Below are 20,581 nucleotides of genomic sequence, written 5' to 3'. Positions count from 1 at the left end.
CTGGGTACTATCAAAACAGATCAATCACTTAAAGTCATGTCCGAAAATCGGGGGCCACTTCTGACGGACTTTTTCAAGCTAGGCAGATGGCTTGGGGTGATGGGTATTTATTCATCGGCTCTTCGGCTATTTCAGAGGAGAATAATGCACGAGGGAATAAAATATATGCGATCCCATATGACTATGTTTCTGGTAAAGCTGGCGAGCCAATAGTTGTTGCCGACAACCTTTTAGAGCCCCATGGTGTTGCCTATCGCAATGGTACCCTTTATTTTTCAACATCAATGTATGTATTCCGCATAGAAAATGTAATTACCAAACTTGGTAAATCTATAGAGGCGGAGCAAGTACTAACTTTGCCAGCAGGAGATGCGAATTTTCCACTCTATCCTGATCCAGTCGGTCTTTATTGGCACCAAAAGCATACGCTGAAATTTAATTCTTTTGATTCTAATGACGATAATCTGTATATCTCGATTGGTTCACCTTGTAATATATGTGTCATAAAAGAAGAACCTAAATACGGTTCAATTTTAAAAGTGGATACGGACACGTTTGAGACTGCTCAGCTTGCACAAGGAATTCGAAACACAGTTGGTTTTGACTGGGACCCAGTACTAGGAGACCTGTGGTTTACTGACAACAATCCTCAAAATACCGATGGCCATACGACTTACTTCCCCGGTGAAATCAATAAAATCTCCGCGCAGCATTTGTCTAGTGGTGTTATGCCTCACTTTGGATTTCCATATGTGTCTGGCAAAGATACGATTTCAATTACTCCCGAGCAAGAAAATGGTACCGCGAAACATACTGGAGGGTATGACTATATACCTGAAGGTGCGGTCTACTCTGATATTCTCATCAAGGATATAAAGCCTGAGAACTACCAAAAACCTGAATTTGAATTAGAAGCGCGAACAGCGCCATTAGGTTTGGTGTTTTGGCAGCCGACTAATACACCTTCCAACAATGGTGAACGATCGTTTGTTTATACCACCCACGGGCCTGGGGATGGAGAACGTGCTGGTTACGAGGTGCGTATGTTGACTTTAAGTAAGGAAGGTAAACCTCTATTTGATCGCGCTTTGATAACGGGTTGGAAGCAGCCTCAGGGTATTTCTGGTAAACCTGTGGAATTATTGGTTATGCCTGACAATAGCCTCCTTATTTCAGACGATGCAGGGAATACGATTTATCGTTTAGAGTATTCTCCTACATTCTCAGGTCAGATCAATTTATTCCCTTCTCAAGGGGAAATGGATGACTCTGCAGAAATGATCCAAGCAACCTTACGCGATAGCTCAGGAACGTCTAGAAGGTTGTATATGTCTTTGTCTCAATCTGGTTATACGATCGACAACCTCGAATTGGGTGATTATACCTTAACGGTTCCTGCTCATGGTGATATGAAACCGTCTCAAAGCACGATCTCATTTTCTTTGTCTGAGCATGATTCTATCGCACGCATTGACTGGTCTTATGGTAAAGACGATGGTAATGGGGGGAATAAAGAAGGAATGTTAAGCATTGATTCACCTCTACAACCTAGTAATGCCCCAAGCTCTATACTGTTAGCGCTGAAATCTAAAGAATCAGAAGATATATATATTGATTCAGATTGGGCCTCTCATACAGAAAAGTGGGTCAATGTAGGTAACTATACGGTCGATTTTCCGTACACAAGCACAGCTATTCCTACTCCCCAACGCCAAGACATAGTCGTCTCAGACCAAGGTGCTAGCGTAAGTTGGGGATATGTTGAGTATGATACAGACAAAGCGTATTTTGATGCAGTTGTTGGTATGGAAAGTAGTTGCGGGGCATGTCATAAAGGGCAATCCTCACAATCTCCTCGGGATTTTGCTTTAGGTCCTACTAATGGAATGATTTCAGCATATAGCAATAATCCAGATGCAATCGCTAAAAAAATCCAGCAAATGGTTGAATGGCAAGAGATAGCTTGTGATTCTGTATGTCAAGAAACACTCGCTAGGTATTTGGAAGATGACTTGTGGTCTGATGCTTTACCCAATCCGCAACAAAGTGATATTCATGGCCGTCGACAACTACGTTTGATGACAAGGCAGGAATATGCCAATACGGTACGAGATTTATTTAATATTGATGTGCCTCTTCAAATGCTGCCTGCTGATGATAGAGAAGCGGAAGGATCGCTATATGGAAACCCAGGAAAGTTTGGGTACCTAACCAGTGATAAAATGAACGCCTATCTGAATACAGCGGTTTATGTAGAAGAGAATCTTGATATTTATGCAGTGAGTCAATGTGAGAAAGGTGCAGGTGAGATTCCTGAATGGGACTCAACGGAAACGTACACCAAGCTATCTGGCAATGTTGTTCATGAAGGCAATGTTTACAAGGCTAAGTACTGGTCGGTTAACAAACCTCCAGCACAAAATAATGCCCAGTATGGACAACCTTGGCAATTCGTTAAAAAGTACATTGCCGCTGACGCAAACTGCTTGACCAATTGGTATGCTCGAATACTAGAAAGAATGATTCGTCGCCCTCTAGCTGATGAAGATAGGTTGCTCTATCCCGCGGAAGATATTACCAAGCAGTTAGCATCATTACTTATCTCGCCTCAATTTCTTTATCGCCGCGAAGCTGGAGTGCTGAACCAAGAGGGGCGTTACAGTCTAACGGCTCATGAATTGGCAACGTTAGTGTCGTATACCCTAGTGGGCTCATTGCCTGATGTGCAGCTTTGGAGCAAGGCAAATGATGGTAGTCTTTTGACCTCAGATGTACTTGAGCAGCAAATCGATCGTTTACTTACAGAGCCTCAGGCATATGAACACTTCGCGACCTTTATGATGCAAACATTGGAGTTTGATGAAGAGCGAGTTGTGGTTGAGCGAGATGGTTTGTCGAAAGAAGTGGGGCAGGCTATGGTAGAGGAGTTTAAAGCTTATATCAGAGCAACGGTTTTCGACGAAGAACTGGGACGCTTTTCCGACCTGCTATCACACAACAAGACCTTCGTGAACCAGACTCTAGCACAGCACTATGGATTGAGTGGAAACTTTGGCTCAAGCTTTAGCGAGGCTCTGATTCCTCAAAATAGAGGTACTGGCCTACTCAGTTTAGGAGCCATTGCTGTCGCATACAGTACCGATCATAAAACCAGAGTGATCCCAAGAGGTAGAATGGTACAGCACTCTCTTCTTGGTTGGGAGCAATCGTTACCTTCAGGTAAGGCGCCTGACGATATCAAACAGGACACGTCGACCAAAGATTTCTGGACAAAAGCCACTGGGCCGAGCACCGAATGCTGGATGTGCCATGAGAAAATGAATGATATTGGCTTTGCATTTGATGTGTTAGATAAGTCTGGACGCTACAGAGCCTATGAAGATTATTTGTCCCTTGAAGGCGAACAGTACCCCAATGTGTTGTTGCAAACGCATGGCACTTTGGTTGATGTAGATGGTCAAGATTCCTCATTTGATGACTTGAGGGGCCTTTCTATATACCTAGCAAACAGTCAAGAGGCTCGAACCGCCTTTGTGAAAAACTATCTATCCTACACACTTGGAGAGGCATCCAGTCGTTTTTCACCGCTATACCCTGAATATGCTTCATTTGAGCAATTTAAGGGCTTAATGAAGACAATTTTACTATCTACAGTGGTTTATGAGAGAGAGGGCTAAGATAATGTCAACATCATCAAAATTTACTCGAAGAGCCTTCTTAAAATCGGCCGCATATACTGGGGCTACTGTAGGTTTGAGCTCGTTACCCATACCAAGCTTAGCGTCAGGTGCGAGTAACCAAACTAAGTTTATCTTTATTAACTTTTCGGACGGATATCCAAGGGGAACGTGGCACCCAGAAGGAAACTCAGGTGCTTTAAAGATGAACCTTTGTACTGCTGATCTTGAACCGTATAAAGATGACATTATTTTCTTTTCTGGTTGTCGCAGTGAAGGGGGCAGTGGTCATGGCGGTTATAACGGTGTTTGGCAAGAGAAAAATGGGCAAGGTTCCATTGATGTTCACTTTGAAAACGCGTATTCAACAGGAATGCCGAAACGAGCCGTTAGGATAGGTGTGGACACCAACTACTGGGGGCATGGCAGCTTAGTGACGAGCCGTTCTGTGGTCGGCAGTGCGCAAAAACACAATGATAATCCAGACTCTATCTTCCAAGAGCTTTTTGGCTCGTCAGGGGGAGAAAGTCCAACTGAACAGCGAAAGTTGGATTTGCTTGGTTCATACCTTGATGATGTTGCCCTGCTCAGCAGCAACTTGAATGGGCTTGAGCAGGGCAAGCTGGATAGCTATGCTCAAGCTACAACTGCGACGAAGACGGAATTAGAGAATGCACTGTCCAACTCTGGTGTATGCAATACTTCTCTTTATAGCAGTTCTAGTTTTGGTCGAGATAAAACGGCTGATCTTCAGGTTGCTAATGCAGCATTAGCGTTATCGTGTCAAAAAACACGTATTGTATCTCTACAATTTGGTACTTCTAATGACTCTGCGGTAGTCAAAACGGTGAGTTCAATCGCACCCCATGACGCATCACACTATGGTTCTGCAATATTGAAGTCTACCTATATTGCTCATAGGCAGTGGTATGTTAGTAAAATTATCAAATTGATAGAGTACCTAAAGACGTTGAATTTATATGATGACTGTATTTTGTACGTAACCTCTGAAATGGATGATGGTCAGGCTCATAGCTCAAATGATCTACCGTGTATGCTAATTGGTGGCAAGAATACCAAGCTATCGACTCAATCGGGAGGAAGAATAGTGAACAATGTTGGCCCAATTGGAAGAGTGCTGGTATCACTAGCGAATGCTTATGGGGTATCTGTCCCGTACACCAGCTCGGCAATACCGGAAATATTTAATCGCTAGGCAATTTTGTTGATTGACGTGATTAAAAAGGTGGCTTAGTTACCGTACTAAGCCACCTTGTATTCATACTCGTTGTTAGTGAGGGAGGGGGATGTTTTGTTGTCTATGTATTAGACAAATAAGTTGAGCCCCAAACTAAAAGCGCGAAAATTTTACCTTTTAAAGGCGTTTCACTACAAGTCCATCAAGCTTTCTATCGATTCTTCTACTGAAAGGTTGTAGTAAGAGCGGATTGTTTTACCGTCAATAGCGTCGATCAAGATATTGCTGATGCCTGAGGTACCGTGCGCCTCAATCATCTCCAAACTTTTTTCAACGTTGTGATAGGTTAATTTATGGTTGTTTTTTAGCACGATTGTGCATGTATGTAAGTTCATAGCCAACTTCCTTTTTTATATATTTTATTCTTCATTGTAACTCTAGATGAGTTTGAACTGATAGCAAATTCGATTTGTTTCCGAAAATGGCTAGTATTCCGTATCGGGCAAGATAGACTTTGTCTAAGAATTTGATGTATTGAACAATTGCTATGGATATTCTCCCGATTATACCCTTACAAGAATGTCAGAAAGCTCGCCAAGCCAGAGACGCGCGCTTTGATGGTCGTTTTTATGTTGCGGTTAAAACGACGGGTATTTTTTGTCGTCCCATATGCCCAGCAAACTTGCCCAGTGAGAAAAATGTCGAATATTTTTTTGACAAGGCTCAAGCGTTAAAAGCAGGCTATCGTCCATGTCTGCGTTGCAGGCCAGATAGTGCGCCAAATTCATGGGCATGGAAAGGGGTCGAAACTACGTTTCTAAGGGCTGCTAAGTTGATTGAACAGGGCGATCTGCAAACGCATAGTCTTGAGGATTTATCCCGGCGATTGGGCATTAGTGATAGATATCTACGCTATCTATTTCAACGTTACCTTGGTATGTCACCAAAACAGTATGCTTTGTATCATCAATTGATGTTTGCCAAACAATTGTTACACTCAAGTTCAATGTCCGTGACCGAGATTGTGTTTGCGAGTGGCTTTACCAGCGTGCGCCGTTTTAATGATGCCTTTAAGCAAGTGATCAAGTTAACCCCAACTCAAGTACGCAAGCAGAAAAGGGCGGTAAAAAGCCATCACAACTATATTGATCTCACATACAAAGGCCCGTTGGATTGGCAGCATATGCTGGCGTTTTATCGTTTAAGAGCAATTGAAGGCTTGGAGCGAGTTAGCGACGATTGTTATCAGCGGAAAATAACCATCAATGATGCGTCTGGCTTTTTTTCTGCTCGTCTTTTAAAAGCGGGAGTATTGCGTGTTGAGTTTGAATTGTCCGACCATCTGCAGCTAAGAACTTTGGTCAATCAACTGCGACGAATGTTTGACCTTGATAGCGACATACTCACGATTGAAGGTATTTTTCGTCAATTGAACCCTGCATTAGTCAAACTAAGTGGAATACGAATTCCGGGCGTTTGGAGCACTTGGGAAGGAGGCGTTCGTGCTATTTTGGGCCAACAAGTGTCAATAAAAGCGGCAATAGGGCAACTTAACTTGTTGGTACATACCTTGCAACCTCATAAAGTAACGCATTTCCCAACACCACAAGAGGTGAGTCGAGTGGATCTTTCTTTTTTACGTATGCCGCAAAGTCGTAAACAAACACTGCTTCGGTTTGCAAATTATATGCAAGAATATCCTCAATCTACATGTGATCAATGGTTGGAAATTAAAGGGATTGGTCCGTGGACTGTCAACTATGCAAAATTAAGAGGAGCATCGGAGCCAAATTGTTTTTTAGAAGGGGATTTAGTGGTGAAAAAAGTCCTGAAACAGTTTCCAGAAATTAATGCTGATAGTGTTTCTCCATGGGGGAGTTATGCCACTTTTCATTGTTGGAGTCATGCATGAATACGTCGTACACTACTTTCGAGTCTCCATTAGGTCAAATGACTATTCAAGCCAATGATCTTGGTCTGCTGGGTGTTTGGTTTGAGACTCAGACCACACAACCGAAAGAGTTAGGTAAAAAGGAACCAAATCATCCTATACTTGTATTAACAATCAAACAGTTACGGGATTATTTTTCCCAACGTAGCAAAACGTTTGATCTCCCACTTGCGGCCAAAGGGACTGTATTTCAGCAACAAGTATGGCAAGCTTTAATGACCATTCCTTTCGGGGAAACGTGGACTTATCAGCAGTTGGCTGAGGCGATTGGTAACCCTAAAGCAGTGAGAGCGGTTGGGTTGGCAAATGGCAAAAACCCCATTTCAGTGATAGTACCTTGCCACAGAGTGATAGGTAAAAAAGGTAAGTTGACGGGGTATGCTGGTGGTTTGGAAAGAAAAGCGGAATTACTCAAACTAGAACATTGGGAACCTGATTGATGAGGTTAGAATATAGGGGCGTCTTTGTGCTACTGACTATGGCGTTACAAGGATGCTTTGAAGAGAATCTAAATAGGATGCTGAATAAGCAAACCTATGAGTTTGAAGGGGTGTATGAAAATTTATATAGCCAAGATCTCCTGATGTTCAAAGATGCGCAAGTGACAATTAGTAAAGTGGGTGCCCCTGATGTCATCAAGTCATTTTCTGTCGATGACAACTATCTAACCATTACAATGAGAAATAGCTCGTTAGAGAAAAGAGAAGACATTGTGATGCGTATCCACGGAAATAATGAAGCTTTGACTTGTAGTATTTGTGCCAAATATCAGCTATCGAGTGTTTGGCAGAGGCGCCTTGATTAGGAAGCTAAATCATTCGGGCAGCGCTAGGCTGCCCGAATGGTTCTAGAACATGGATGAATTGAGTACCAGATGCAGCCCTATACTTGCAGCGTAGCCAATAGCGATAACCGGTGCCCACTTGAGATGGCCAAAGAAGGTGTATTTGCCATGTGCGGCCCCCATGAGCGCAACGCCCGCAGCAGACCCTATCGATAATAAGCTACCACCGACACCTGCTGTGAGTGTCACCAGCAACCAGTTCCCCGTAGACATCGAAGGTTCCATGGTTAGGACGGCAAACATTACCGGTATGTTATCGACAATCGCCGATAGAATGCCGACCATAATATTGGCTGAAATCGGGTTCCACTGCGAATACATGACTTCAGAAATAACGCCCAGATAACCCAGTAAACTTAAGCCACCCACGCACATGACCACCCCATAAAAGAACAAGAGTGTATCCCACTCTGCATGGGATATTCGGCGGAATACATCAAAGGGCACAACAGAGCCTAGACGTTTTAATGTACTTTCATCGCCGTTAGCCTTAGCGATAGCGACTTTTTTCTCTAGTGATGACTTGAGTGTTTTGCGTAAGAAAAATCCAAAAAATTGCAAATAGGCTAGCCCCATCATCATGCCTATGACAGGTGGGAAGTGCAACACAGCGTGGAACGCGACGGCAGTGGCAATCGTAAGGATAAATAACGCGACAATTCGAAGCGCACCTCGTTTGAGTTGAACGTGCTGGTGAATAACATCGGGTTTTTCTCGTGGAACAAATATCGACATTACAACAGCGGGTACTAGATAATTTGCGGCCGATGGAATGAAAAGCGGCATAAACTCAGAAAAGGATACATGGCCTGCTTGCCAAACCATTAAGGTGGTAATATCACCAAAAGGACTGAAAGCGCCCCCTGCGTTCGCTGCGACGACAATATTTATACAAGCAAGGTTAATAAATTTGTGGTTGCCTCCTCCGACTTTCATTACCACGGCACACATTAGCAGTGCTGTGGTTAGGTTGTCTGCGATGGGAGAGATAAAAAATGAGAGTATGCCGGTGAGCCAAAATAGCGATCGGTAATTAAAGCCTTTACCCACCATCCAAGCTTGAAGTGCGTCAAATAGCCCTCTCTCCTCCATAGCATTTATATAGGTCATGGCTACCAATAAAAACAGCAATAGTTCAGCATATTCTAGGAGATTATGCTCTATGGCCTCGCGTGCGACCGGTATTAATCCATTTTGCGAGTATACATAACCCAGCATCGCCCATATTAGGCCTGCGGCGAGTAAAACAGGCTTGGACTTTTTCAACGAAAGATACTCTTCAAGCATCACTAAGGTATAAGCACAAGCAAAAATGGCTAAGGCGGCATAGCCAACATAAGATTGTGTTAACGGTAACGCGTCATGCGTGTTCATAGCTGCGAAAGAGCTAAAAGAGAAAAACAAAAGCGCGATAAATACCGACCACGGCACAAGCATACTTTCACTCCTTGAAAGACGGTAGTTAGAATAGTGGCGCCATTCTAAAGAGGTTTTTCACTTAGGAATGTGAGTTAGGTTTGATATGGGTGAATTATACTTGTTTTTAACTTATTGATTTTAAAAGATAGAAAAATTGTGTGAGAGTTAGATCAAGAAAACGGTTTAATATTTGAACTGAGATCAATTTTTAACCAGTGCACCTTGTTTCATTTTTGTTGCTAAAAGATACTCTGGCCAATTTTTAAACATTAAGGGTCAAATAAAATGAAACACAATAAGATTCTGCTGTATGTGAGTTTAGCTTTAGCCTCTTTCCCTGTGGCTGCGCAAGAGTTTAGTATCTTTTGTTACGATCAACAAAAAGATGAATGGGAATGGTCTGACAATGATCAGGTTTTCGATTGGCCGGTGATAACACATGAAAACACATACGGAAACAGTTATTTTAAGTATGTGCCTGTCTCTCAAAGTACTTACCAATCACTTGCCAACTTCTGCCCTGAGGGAACCGTGCCGCAACCAGCAGAAGGACACTTTTCTACATGGAAAGTGTTTTATGTGACCGATGGTTCTCGCTCTTATTTCGCGCCGGGCAAACGTTCTTATCACAGTCTCATTGACCATGTTTTTCTTCGCTTTAGTGATGTTCATTTGAAAGAAAATATTCAGAAAATGAGTGGGACGTTAGACGAAATAAAAACCTTAAACGGCTATAAATATAACTATATTAATCAATATGATAGACTAGAGTTTGGTCTAATTGCTCAAGAAGTACAGCGAGTGTATCCCGATCTTACTCATACAGATGCAGAATCGGGTTATCTAAAGGTGGACTATCGAGGTATGATTCCTGTGCTTCTTGAATCAATAAAAGAAATGGATAAGCGCATAATACAACTCGAAAGTCGTCAGCCTTAGTTAGGTATTGACGGTAAAAGCAATCATCCTATTGCAACGAACTTAAATATAGCCATTACACTTGAGTGCCAACATCTATTTGTTCTTGGTTCAAGAAGCGTTTTGCATAGGTCAGGTGAATGCCATTTTTGATAAATAAAGCAAAAAGCTCTGCATCTATGTGTTTGTTGGCCGCCATATCTTCCATTATCGTCAACGCTTTACTGAGCTTAAACGCTTTTTTATAAGGCCTATCGGCGGCGGTTAAGGCTTCAAAAATATCGGCAATAGCCAGAATCCGCTCTTTTGTGGATAGATCTTCTTCGCTCAATTGGCGAGGGTAGCCGCTACCGGTCAGTGTTTCATGGTGTGTTGTCGCAAATCGAGGCACTTGTTTCAAATCATCAGGGAAGGGCAGGCTTTCTAGCATTTTGATTCCGCTGACCATGTGTTCGTTGATTCTGTAGCGATCTTCCTTGGTGAGTGTGCCACGCGCAATTGAAAGGTTGTACACTTCTCCTAAGTCGCTTAGGTACTCAGGTGCTGGCATAGTAATGCCATAGTCGTAGCATGGATCTCGATATCGGGGTATTTTGTGCTCGGGCAAATCTTTGAGTAAAGTTTGTGTGGTATCAGTAGGTGTATGGCGATCTTTCTCTATAGGAGACAGTCCTAAAGTATCATCAAAATGTCGAGTCCAAGTCTGCTCGCCAATACTCTTTATACGAGTGATATCTTCATCTGTGACGACTCGATCCCCTGTATTGAGTGAAGCGATAAAGGCGAATTCTTCTTGTAGACGGTGTTGCTGCTCTTCTACCCATTGCTGAATTTGATTCTCTGGCTCACCACTATGTTTTCTTTCATAGCCATCCAGTTCAATGTCACGCCACAAAACCTCAAAGCGCATCCGAATCTCATGCAGGCGATTGTAGTTGGCTTCGAGTTTGGTGCCTTTGTCGACAATAAATTCTGGTACGGTTATTTTTCCGCAGTCATGAAGCCAAGCCGCCATACGGAACTCTCTTTTTTCCCGTTCATTGTTGAATTTGAATGTTTTAAATGGCTCGTCGGTTGATGACTCTGCGGCTTCTGCGAGCATCATGGCAATCACGGGGACTCGATTACAATGTCCTGCGGTGTAAGGTGATTTTTCATCGATGGCTTGAGCGATGAGCTGGATTATCGAATCTAATAAAGCTTCTTGCTGTTTTTCATGGGCTTGCAACTGACTCGCCATCTCTTGGATTGAATCCGAAAGTTGTGATATTTCAAATATCCGGCTGCTCACAGGCTCAAGCTGATCATAGTTACGGACCTGAATTTTTTTGGTTTCTTTTCGAAGTGCGCGAATAGCCTGAATAATGGGAGCTCCTGAAACCCAAGCTATCCAAAGCATAGGAAGCATAATGATGGCAGATAACCCCGTAGCATATAGGACCTGTTCTAACACCTGACCTCGTAGAACGGACACTGGTAAAGTAATCGCTAAGAATTCACTTGGTGTGGATACCCCAACAGGTTGCAAAAATACGTAAGTCTGGCCGGATTTGGTTTCGGCATTCATCAAGGCACCTTGTTGAGAGGGCGAATCCATCAAGTCGTAAAATATGGCGTGAGGGATGACGCGGTATTGTGTTGCCTCAGAACTATTTAGCCATTTATTTCTTAAGAAAGTTTGTTGGTTGTCGTTAATAACAGCAATTGCCCGATTGATGAGCGGCAATAGTGACGCGTATTTTTCATTGAGCACAAGGCTAAACTGGTTATCTGCCCCTTCGTTGAATGGCGCAATCTTGTCGACAATGCTTACATCCTGTGTGAAATATTGGCTCTTGGCAAATTGCAGTGTCGCAATTGTGTCGATAATACCGCTTACCTCTCCAGCTTTAAACAAGGTTATGCCTTGCAAAAAATCATTGACTTCAACGATATCTATCTCGGGATAGCTTTGTTTCAAAGTCGTTATGATGGAGCGTCCTGATAAAATCGCGAGTTTCTTCCCGTTAAGGCTGGTGAGATCGTTAATATCAGAATACGAATCTGAAACAAGAAGGCCAAAAGGTAGGGCAAAGAGGGGCTCACTGAAGGCGCCTTGGACATAACCCTTATTGTGAGATTGAAGAGAATGAAGTACATCGAGCTTGTTGTTCTTAAACTGGTTTGTGAGCTCACTCCAGTCCAAACCATTGCTGTATTTCCATTCGATACCAGTGAGTTGAGTGATCATTTTCATCATATCGATGGCATAGCCTCTTGGCCCACCAAGGACGCTGTAATCCATAGGCGCCCAATTTCTTTGATTTGATATGCGTAATGGACTGGCGTTTTTGACCAATTGTTTTTCATCTTCTGTCATTGCAAAAGAGGGGAGAGTAGGTAAAGGCTGGTCATGATAAGTGGAATCGGTGTCTGCGAGAAGCTCGCCAGTTTGTCTGAATACATAGGCTTCACTCAGCTGCCCTTCAAATGCTTGATTAAGAAGAGTTGAAAGGGTGGATAGCAAAACATCAACCCCTATCACTGCGGTACCTGAGTCATTTTGAGTTGCGTAAGTTTGCCCTGAAACGGCAATATTATTGAAAAGATACGGCTCGGTTTTGATGACGCCACCTGACAGCGCCGCTTTGTACCAAGGCCTCAGAGAGGGAAAATAACGACTTTCAACCTGCTCGGTTGAGCGTACTTGTAAGCTGCTATTTAGGAAGGAAAGTGTTTTTTTCCGTTGACCGTCTTTTGCTTGTGAGATGTTGATCAATAACCATCGGTCATCTGGCTGTGCCCCCACGCTTTGTCGCAACGTTTTTTCGACATTTAGGTTAATGACTTGATAAAAATCATCATTTGAAGCACCAAAATACACACTATACAGTTCAGGAGTCGCCTCAAGTACCGTCAGAAATGCAGGTAACCACTTACTACTGTCTGGTGATGGTTGAGTTACTTGTGCGAGCGTCGAAACGATTTGACGCATACGAGCATCAGTGTCTTTCATACTCGTACTGACTTTCTTTGCGACCGTATCAAACTGCCCAAGTTGATGGTTTTCGAGCGTGGTATAGATAAAGTGATAGTGAATAGACAATGCCAGTGCAGCGGTAAGTGCTGTGACTATCAATGAGAGTGAACCAATGGTTACCCGAATAGAAACCGTCTTTTTTTTGGCTTTAGGCAGAGTCATAGTTGCGCATTCCAAATCTAGGTTTTTGACACCGTGATTAAGCCACGGAGCATAGAGTGTTGAGAGTCTCAGTAAATATAGACTCGCCTAGCGTGCATATTGGGTTGAACTTTTGTTGGGCTTATCCTGTGTTCTAGCCAAACAAAGTTATTAGTAACTTAATAAAATTAAAGGCATGTTTTCGCTAACTTGCAAGCGGGAGTGAGGATAAATAATTTATTGCTTCAGCTAAGGAGAAATAAGCCTTTGGCGAGACAAAGGCTTTGGATCATTTCTCATAAATGAATAATCGGGTCTGGCGATGCGTCAGGGTCTCCCTTTGCTGTGCCACTACTCGTGTGGCTGCCACTTAGCAACACACCGCACGCATGCGGTGCCGCCATTGATGTGCCGCTTGCGGTTGTGGTCCCGCCCCCCACTTTTAGCGAAAGAATCGCAACGCCGGGGGCGGCATAGTCAACGGGGGGATTTCCATAATTGGAGAAATAGGCGAAGTTATCATTCACATCTGTTGCCGAAATGGTATAGATAGTCGCGCCATTTGCTCCGGCAGGAGACACATTACCTGCAAACTGGGATTCGTTACCGGCTGCGAGAGAGACCATTACCCCAGTTGCTGCTAAAGATTGCACAGCGGCGTCAAGTGATGCGCTTTTTCCACCACCAAGGCTCATATTTGCGCAATCCCCCGCAGCCCCATTCGCTGCCACAAAATCTATGCCTGCAATGACGCCAGAAGTTGTGCCGGACCCTCTTCTATCGAGTACTTTTACGGGTATCACAGTAGCACCGGCAGCAACGCCCACCACATCTATATCGTTATTGATTGCTGCAATGGTTCCTGCAACATGGGTACCATGGCCGTGTTTATCGTCTGGACTGGCGTCTGGACCATTTGAAAACGCACTGAATCCTCGTGAGGAATCCACCACGAGATCGGGATGGTTAAGGTCAATACCGGTATCGATGACCCAAGCGGTCAGTCCAGAACCATCAAAAGGTCCCCCGACTCGAGTAATGCCCCATGGGGTGCTTTGGCTTGCGGGTGGTTCACTAGTATCTCCGTCTTGATTTTTCCCCTTGCCAGGAGGAGGGGCAACGGCAAACACCAGCCTGTCTTGTTCAAAGCTTGCAATTGACGCATTGTTACCAAAGGCGTTTTCAGCTTGAGGGCAAGGCATATTTACGGCAAACCCTTTGATACTATGACTGTAGATATGCTTAGCCTTTGCATTTGCCGAAGCAAGCATGCCTCTGGCCACACCTTCGACATCAAACTTACTGATTGAATCATCAAAGCGAACGATGCATGTATTTTGTGCTTCGAACATTCTCTGACCCATGTCGTAAGAAGGCTGTTCAGCCATAGTCGTTAATGATATTGGTGAGAGGGATAGGGCAACAATCACTGAAAGTTTAGATTTATTGAACATGGTATATCCCTCCGAGACGGCTTTGAGTAGCAATAATGACATTATTAATAATAGTGTAAATAGAGAAGAGAGGGAGGGGATTAAGGTGTTTTTTGTTTGTCAGTGAATCGGTCTAAATCTAGTAAATTGATAATAAAGAAAAAGCCCCGAAACGTTTATTTCGAGGCTTTAAGATAGGGATGAATGAAACCTATTGACTCATGAAGACGATTGCGTAGGGTAAGCGCTTCTTCGTTTAGGCTTCAGTGCGTTTTAGGCTGACTTTCTCTTCTTTTTCACCCGCTAGAGGGTCATTAAAACGAGCCTCATCAAGCGCACCTTCAGACTTGGCAACAATCACAGTGACTGCGTTATCACCTGTGATATTAACCGCGGTTCTGATCATATCAAGCAAGCGGTCAACACCCATGATCAATGCGATGCCTTCCAGAGGTAGCCCAACTTGGTTTAGTACCATGGCAAGCATCACCAGACCAACGCCTGGTACACCAGCGGTACCGATCGAAGCCAAAGTCGCGGTCAGGATCACCATCAGGTAATCACCCATGGTCAGATCAATATTGAACGCTTGAGCAATAAATGCAGTCGCCACACCCTGCATGATGGCTGTACCATCCATGTTCACTGTCGCACCTAGAGGGATAGTGAACGAGGAAATGCGGTTGTCGACACCCATACGGTTTTTCGCCGTTTCCATCGATACAGGAATCGTTGCATTTGAAGACGCGGTAGAAAAAGCGAACATGATCGCATCTTCCATTTTCTTCAAGAAGGTAATAGGGCTAAGACCAGTAAAGCCTTTTAACATCACACTATAGGTAACTAGGCCGTGTAGAATCAAGGTACCGGTTAGAACTAGGAAGTACTCAGCCAGATTCATGATGGCACTTAGACCTAAACCGGTAAACAGTTTGGCCATCAGGAAGAACACACCATAAGGCGCTAAATTCATTAGCAAAGCAACAAGCTTCATGATGACTTCGTTAAGGTCTGCAAAGGCAGCCGCAATTCGTTCGCCTGGCTTGCCAGCAGCGCTGATCGCAATACCAAATAATACGGCAAAGACAATAATTTGCAGCGTTTTACCTTGAGCCATCGAGCTAATTGGGTTGGTTGGGAACATGTCTACAATGACTTGTCCCAAAGACGGGGCATCGGCTGATTTAAATGAGCTTGCTGCGGTAAGATCGGCACCAGCGCCTGGCTGGAAAACGCTGCCCATGATAAGAGCGAAGGTGATCGCGATCGTGGTGGTCGCAATATAAAACGCGAGCGTTTTACCACCCATTCGGCCTAACGTTGAAAGATCTTTTAATGAACTTGTCCCGCAAACTAGTGAAACAAAGACTAATGGGACAACAAGCATTTTTAAACTGGCGACAAAAATTTGGCCACCAACGTCAAACAGTCCGTTGACTATGTATGTGTCGACAAATCCGTTGTCGGCAAAAAGGCTGCGAATTGCAAATCCTGTCAAGATACCCGCTACCATGCCTAAGATAACACGGCTGGTCAGCGACATAGGTTTCTTGGTATTCATCGTGAACACTCCTTATAGTTATTCACCTTGAGCTCACTTCAAGGTGTTCAGGAGGGTATCAGGCGAAGCGCAAAATACGAACGTAAAAGTTATTGTTAGATATATAGATGTGATAAAGATCACTTAAATTGCATTATTTTTAACTTATGTGCAACATTTTTGGCTGATTTTATTGTTATTTTTAATGGTATTTTTACATAAAATGGCCTTTTTGGTTAAAACAACACCATTAATGTCATATCATTCATTTTAGTTATATATTATATGACCAAATTATTAATTGAATAATAAATCAACAAATATTCATTTTTACCTACAATGTGATTCTGGTGGAGCTTGGTAGATGAGAGTGGATAAACAATCAATATATGCTAGTTCCCTTATAACGTCGCGCCTTTATTATTGATTTAATTGTTAAATTTGTTGTTGTTTTGATAAGTCAAGGTGTGTCTTTTGCAGGGTTTTTGTTGGTTTTTAGGGGCGGTTACACAAGTGCATAGCCAAGAGGGGAAATGCGATAACATGTCTTTTACCTATGTTATCTTTGGTTTTTAATTGGGCTTTAACTATTCATCAATATTATAAATGATATTAGTAGCCATGAATATGGATTGAGCATGGCTTTTAAGGTTTAATGTTGCTATTCAAGATCGTAGGAAAGTGAACTAATGAAAATTTGGGTTGACGCTGATGCATGCCCTGTCGTGATTCGAGATGTGTTGTTTCGAGCCTCAGAGCGCACAGGCGTTGAGGTCACTTTGGTGGCGAATCAGTTTATTCGTACTCCAGCTTCACCAAAGGTGACCATGCTGCAAGTGCAGTCAGGGTTTGATGTAGCAGATAATGAAATCGTAAAGCGCTGCGAGCAAGGTGATTTAGTGATCACCAGTGATATCCCTTTGGCCGATGAAATCATTACTAAAGGCGGTCATGCGCTTAGCTCTCGCGGCGAGCTGTTTACACAAGAGAATATCAAGTCGCGGCTCAATATTCGTGATTTTATGGAAACCATGCGCAGCAGCGGTGTGCAGACTGGCGGCCCTGCACCGTTAAGTCAAGCTGATAGGCAGCAGTTTGCCAATCATTTGGATAAATGGCTGGTACAAAGGCAAAGAAGCCTTAAATAGCCATAATCATTTGGCGGTTCTAACGCTCTGAGCTACCGCTAAAAATAGAGGCTGATAAACCATGTTAGCCTCTTGATTATTGTGCTTTATACCATTTTGAGGGCTTGTGACCACACATGGTTGTGTGTTTGTAAGACCTTTTTTCACCTCAGTGAGCGGCTTGTTTTACGACGTTTAATTTTTATTTATATGAATGGGGCTAAGAGTACGCTTTAACATGTTTTTTAACCTTTTTCATTGCCATTTTACGCTTAAGTGGTGAAAGGTAGTCAATAAATAAATTGCCTGACAGATGGTCTATTTCGTGTTGCATAACAATAGCTAAGAAATCATCGCTTTTTATGGTGATTGGCTTACCATCTCGATCTAAAGCAGACACGACAACGGAAGTAAAGCGCTCTACGTCTGCATAATAATCAGGAACTGATAAGCAGCCTTCTTGTCCTAATGCTTTATTTGATCCACTAACCACCTCAGGGTTAACTAGAATTAACGGTTCATCTCTACTTTCCGAGAGGTCGATAACGACAACAGCCTCTTTACGGCCAACTTGAGTTGCCGCTAAGCCGATACCATTGTCGGTCGAATATAATGTTTCCAACATATCGTCAATTAATGTTTGTACCTTCGAGAGATCCTTTACCTTTTGCGCTTTAACCTTAAGCCTTGGATCTGGTGTCGTTAGAATTTTTAAAACGGTCATATTTTCCTTCTGATCTGCTCCAGCAAGATTGGACATCGTAATAAGCGATCTTATATTGGTTCGCTTTAACTTCCATCGAATGGAAGAGGCTTTCAACACAGGTATTATACCAGCAACTTCCTTTCCTACTCATATTTTGCTTATTATTTCGGACATACCAAAGGACTATAATATTTGTTTAATCCCCCCCACCACTATCCCCGCCCGACGAATCGTTGTGCATAACAGAATCTGACGGCTTTCCTTCAGAGGTTTCCACCACCGCGAAAACAACAGCAAAAGCGATCATGGGCAGACCTGTGATAAAGTCACCTGCAAATAATTCATAAACACCAACCGTTGCTAAGAATGCAATGGCGATAAACTTTGTCATACTCTTCATTCCTTGTTTGTTATGAGTGTGAGTGGGTCGATGTAATGATTTTTCGTTGTAATGCCTAGCTTAACCGGCGAAAAATAGCAGGTTAAACGAGTGATAAAAGAACACACCGGCTTTTTGCGTACCTTGGCTAAAGCGTTTATTAGTATTCAGCTCACTCCGAGCAGATATTCGGTAAGCCTAACTCTTTAACTAGCCTTGTAAACTGCTTGTTTTGTATACGGCTAATGATTAGATTGCTTTTTAAATTCTTCGTACGCTTGCAAGGTATCGAAGTTGACTGAAAATACGCTCAGTTTGGCTAATCTGTCTGCGTTTTCTAGAAATTCAGAGTCTATAAACTGTTTTTGATTCTTCAATAGATCATTTTCTCTTAATGAAAGGTATATATCCAACGGTTCTCTGTTTCCTGTGTTGATATAAACAAGGAAAGATTGATACAAATGCTCCCTGTCGGCTGCCGCTATACATTGCTGAAAAGCTCGGCGTTTTAGTGTTAACAGCATCGTTTTGACAACGGGTTCAGGTTGGCTTTCAAGCCACTCATCACGTATGTCACCGCTGATTGGGTGAATGGCGGAACACTCGGAAAACTTGGCGTTTAGGGCGTCGTATGAAGTTTGCACGTCTGCGAACGCGTTTGAAGACAGTAAAAGTAAACTAGTAGCGAGTCGCATCATATACGCATTTCCAAAAACCTTGCTCTTTGCCGGTTGAGGTTAGATAAGTTCAGGGCACACACCAAAAAAGACAAAAATAAGGGTGATGATACCAATAGTTTCAGTCAGTTATAATCTTTGACAAGGCATTTTTATACATTAGTCACCAAATAATTATTTTGACTGCTTAAACGCTCGAAGTGACGCTTTTAGTCCCCTACGTCCGCGAGCAATATGGACATTTTCGTGTTACGAGTAGACTCATAACTAATTCATGTGAGATGAGAAAAGTATTGAAAAGCTCATAAAATTACGCCAATTTTAGTAAATTAAAGATAGTCAGCACTACAACTAATACAACCACTCACAAGTCAAAATCACACATAGTATTTGGTATAAAACAAAAATGGGGTACGATTTGATTCAGCCAGAATCTGAGTCAGGAAAATCTCTTTCGGAATTCTCGTGGAGTTAATCCAACAATATTGATAAAGACCTTTCGGCATGCACTGATATCTTCGTAACCGACTTGGTTAGCTATCCATTCAAATGAACGCTTTGTACTTTCCAGATAGTCACATGCGTTTTGTACTCTGAGACGTTGCAAATACTGATTTGGGTTGTAACCCGTGGCCTTTAGGAATCGTCTTTGCATAGTACGCTCAGTAAGGTTTACTTGCTTAGCTAACTGATGTATTGATATTAGTTCCGTATAACTTTGATGCATTGTTTGTTGAACCGAAACAATCACCAAATCACCATGAGCGAACGATGGTTTGAATTGTTGATAATAACTCTGTTCTCTCTGCGAAGTATCGATAACAAGTGTTTTACCAAGTTGGCGAACAACCCGAGGAGACGAGTATTTAGAGATCAATTCAAACCCGAGATCCAGCCACGACATCATACCTCCCGCCGTAACTATGTCACCGTGATCGATCAATATCTTATTGCTGTTAAGAGGAATCTCCTTAAACATTCTGACAAATGTTTCTGCTAACGCCCAATGGGTTGTCACTTCTCTGTTACCAAGTAAGTTAGTTGCAGCCAAAATAAATCCCCCCGCACAAGCAGATGATAGAACTGCACCTTTGGAATACTGCTCTCTAAGCCATTCAATAAATTTGTCTTCAGGGGCTAAGTAATAATCATTAATTGAAGCTGGCGGTAATATAACAACTGTAAAACAATCTTCTATCAGATCAGTATGTGGAATAATGATTGGCTCAAATAAAATATCAATACCTTGCTCTCGGCAAACTCTGCTTGCAAGTAAAAACAATTCTTCAAGGCCATAAACCGCAGACTTTAATACTGACGGGTACTCACAAATTCCAATGGATATTTTTGTCATGCTCTGTATTTGTCGATTTTAGCATCTTTTATGTCATTTTAGCCTCTAAAAAGAGTACAGCAAGTTGCTCATAATTTTTCTGAACCAAAAGTTAAAGCAACAGGAAATGAAAAATGAATAAAACGGCATTACTTGTGATTGATTGCGTATTTCGGTGATTGCGATCGCTCGTTTCGGTTTATTCCGATCACTTGATCC

16 protein-coding genes are annotated in these 20,581 nt (G+C 42.7%); 7 read left to right on the top strand and 9 right to left on the bottom strand.

What is annotated here, in order from left to right; translation table 11 throughout:
* Positions 1 to 86 precede the first annotated feature (86 nt).
* Positions 87 to 3,677, top strand: coding sequence for a DUF1592 domain-containing protein (locus tag QQK21_RS12175; RefSeq protein ID WP_284192464.1), 3,591 nt, complete (start codon positions 87 to 89; stop codon positions 3,675 to 3,677).
* A gap of 4 nt (positions 3,678 to 3,681) precedes the next feature.
* Entirely contained in the window at positions 3,682 to 4,893 is a 1,212-nt protein-coding gene (locus QQK21_RS12170; RefSeq protein WP_284192463.1) for a DUF1552 domain-containing protein, read from the top strand.
* Between the two features lie 173 nt (positions 4,894 to 5,066).
* Here the strand turns inward: QQK21_RS12170 and QQK21_RS12165 are convergent, their stop codons facing one another.
* Entirely contained in the window at positions 5,067 to 5,270 is a 204-nt protein-coding gene (locus QQK21_RS12165; RefSeq protein WP_284192462.1) for a hypothetical protein, read from the bottom strand.
* A 152-nt stretch (positions 5,271 to 5,422) separates the two neighbouring features.
* Between QQK21_RS12165 and QQK21_RS12160 the strand changes: the two genes are divergently transcribed.
* From QQK21_RS12160 to QQK21_RS12150, 3 genes are read left to right on the top strand one after another with little or no spacing between them, the layout of a single operon-like run.
* Positions 5,423 to 6,787, top strand: a complete 1,365-nt coding sequence (locus QQK21_RS12160; protein WP_284192461.1) for a DNA-3-methyladenine glycosylase 2 family protein — start codon at positions 5,423 to 5,425, stop codon at positions 6,785 to 6,787.
* Positions 6,784 to 7,266: a methylated-DNA--[protein]-cysteine S-methyltransferase gene (locus tag QQK21_RS12155; protein WP_284192460.1), complete on the top strand. Its 483-nt coding sequence runs from the start codon at positions 6,784 to 6,786 to the stop codon at positions 7,264 to 7,266. The genes QQK21_RS12160 and QQK21_RS12155 overlap by 4 nt, the downstream gene beginning before the upstream one ends.
* Entirely contained in the window at positions 7,266 to 7,631 is a 366-nt protein-coding gene (locus QQK21_RS12150) for a hypothetical protein (protein WP_284192459.1), read from the top strand. Before QQK21_RS12155 ends, QQK21_RS12150 begins: the two co-directional genes overlap by 1 nt.
* 42 nt (positions 7,632 to 7,673) lie before the next feature.
* Here QQK21_RS12150 and nhaD read toward each other — a convergent pair whose 3' ends face one another.
* Positions 7,674 to 9,107 (bottom strand): sodium:proton antiporter NhaD, encoded by a 1,434-nt coding sequence (gene nhaD, locus QQK21_RS12145; RefSeq protein WP_284192458.1) that lies wholly within the window; start codon positions 9,105 to 9,107, stop codon positions 7,674 to 7,676.
* A 267-nt stretch (positions 9,108 to 9,374) separates the two neighbouring features.
* Here nhaD and QQK21_RS12140 point away from each other — a divergent pair, with 267 nt between their 5' ends.
* Positions 9,375 to 10,028: a tail fiber domain-containing protein gene (locus tag QQK21_RS12140; protein ID WP_284192457.1), complete on the top strand. Its 654-nt coding sequence runs from the start codon at positions 9,375 to 9,377 to the stop codon at positions 10,026 to 10,028.
* Between the two features lie 55 nt (positions 10,029 to 10,083).
* On the opposite strand, the gene QQK21_RS12135 is transcribed toward QQK21_RS12140, so the two are convergent.
* From QQK21_RS12135 to QQK21_RS12125, 3 genes are all read right to left on the bottom strand, one after another.
* Complete coding sequence (locus QQK21_RS12135; RefSeq protein WP_284192456.1) at positions 10,084 to 13,188, bottom strand: HD domain-containing phosphohydrolase; 3,105 nt, start codon at positions 13,186 to 13,188, stop codon at positions 10,084 to 10,086.
* Positions 13,189 to 13,463: 275 nt separating this feature from the next.
* A complete protein-coding gene (locus QQK21_RS12130) occupies positions 13,464 to 14,621 on the bottom strand; it encodes a S8 family serine peptidase (protein WP_284192455.1) in 1,158 nt (385 codons plus the stop codon).
* Between the two features lie 235 nt (positions 14,622 to 14,856).
* On the bottom strand, positions 14,857 to 16,161 hold the full coding sequence (locus tag QQK21_RS12125) for a dicarboxylate/amino acid:cation symporter (protein ID WP_284192454.1): 1,305 nt from the start codon (positions 16,159 to 16,161) through the stop codon (positions 14,857 to 14,859).
* A gap of 668 nt (positions 16,162 to 16,829) precedes the next feature.
* Between QQK21_RS12125 and QQK21_RS12120 the strand changes: the two genes are divergently transcribed.
* The gene (locus QQK21_RS12120) at positions 16,830 to 17,288 is read left to right on the top strand and encodes a YaiI/YqxD family protein (RefSeq protein WP_284192453.1); all 459 of its coding nucleotides are present in this window, start codon (positions 16,830 to 16,832) and stop codon (positions 17,286 to 17,288) included.
* Positions 17,289 to 17,487: 199 nt separating this feature from the next.
* Here QQK21_RS12120 and def read toward each other — a convergent pair whose 3' ends face one another.
* From def to QQK21_RS12100, 4 genes are all read right to left on the bottom strand, one after another.
* Positions 17,488 to 17,991 (bottom strand): peptide deformylase, encoded by a 504-nt coding sequence (gene def, locus QQK21_RS12115; protein WP_284192452.1) that lies wholly within the window; start codon positions 17,989 to 17,991, stop codon positions 17,488 to 17,490.
* A gap of 178 nt (positions 17,992 to 18,169) precedes the next feature.
* Positions 18,170 to 18,364 carry a hypothetical protein gene (locus QQK21_RS12110; RefSeq protein ID WP_284192451.1) on the bottom strand — a complete coding sequence of 65 codons (195 nt, stop codon included), beginning with the start codon at positions 18,362 to 18,364 and terminating at the stop codon, positions 18,170 to 18,172.
* Between the two features lie 230 nt (positions 18,365 to 18,594).
* A complete protein-coding gene (locus QQK21_RS12105) occupies positions 18,595 to 19,050 on the bottom strand; it encodes a hypothetical protein (protein ID WP_284192450.1) in 456 nt (151 codons plus the stop codon).
* 418 nt (positions 19,051 to 19,468) lie between these two features.
* Positions 19,469 to 20,383, bottom strand: coding sequence for a GlxA family transcriptional regulator (locus QQK21_RS12100; protein ID WP_284192449.1), 915 nt, complete (start codon positions 20,381 to 20,383; stop codon positions 19,469 to 19,471).
* Between the last annotated feature and the right edge of the window lie 198 nt (positions 20,384 to 20,581).

The sequence above is a fragment of the Vibrio zhanjiangensis genome (genome assembly GCF_030161235.1).
Taxonomy (GTDB): Bacteria; Pseudomonadota; Gammaproteobacteria; order Enterobacterales; family Vibrionaceae; genus Vibrio; species Vibrio zhanjiangensis.
Note: the sequence above shows the minus strand (reverse complement) of the source record. Positions and strands in the feature narration are given on the sequence as shown.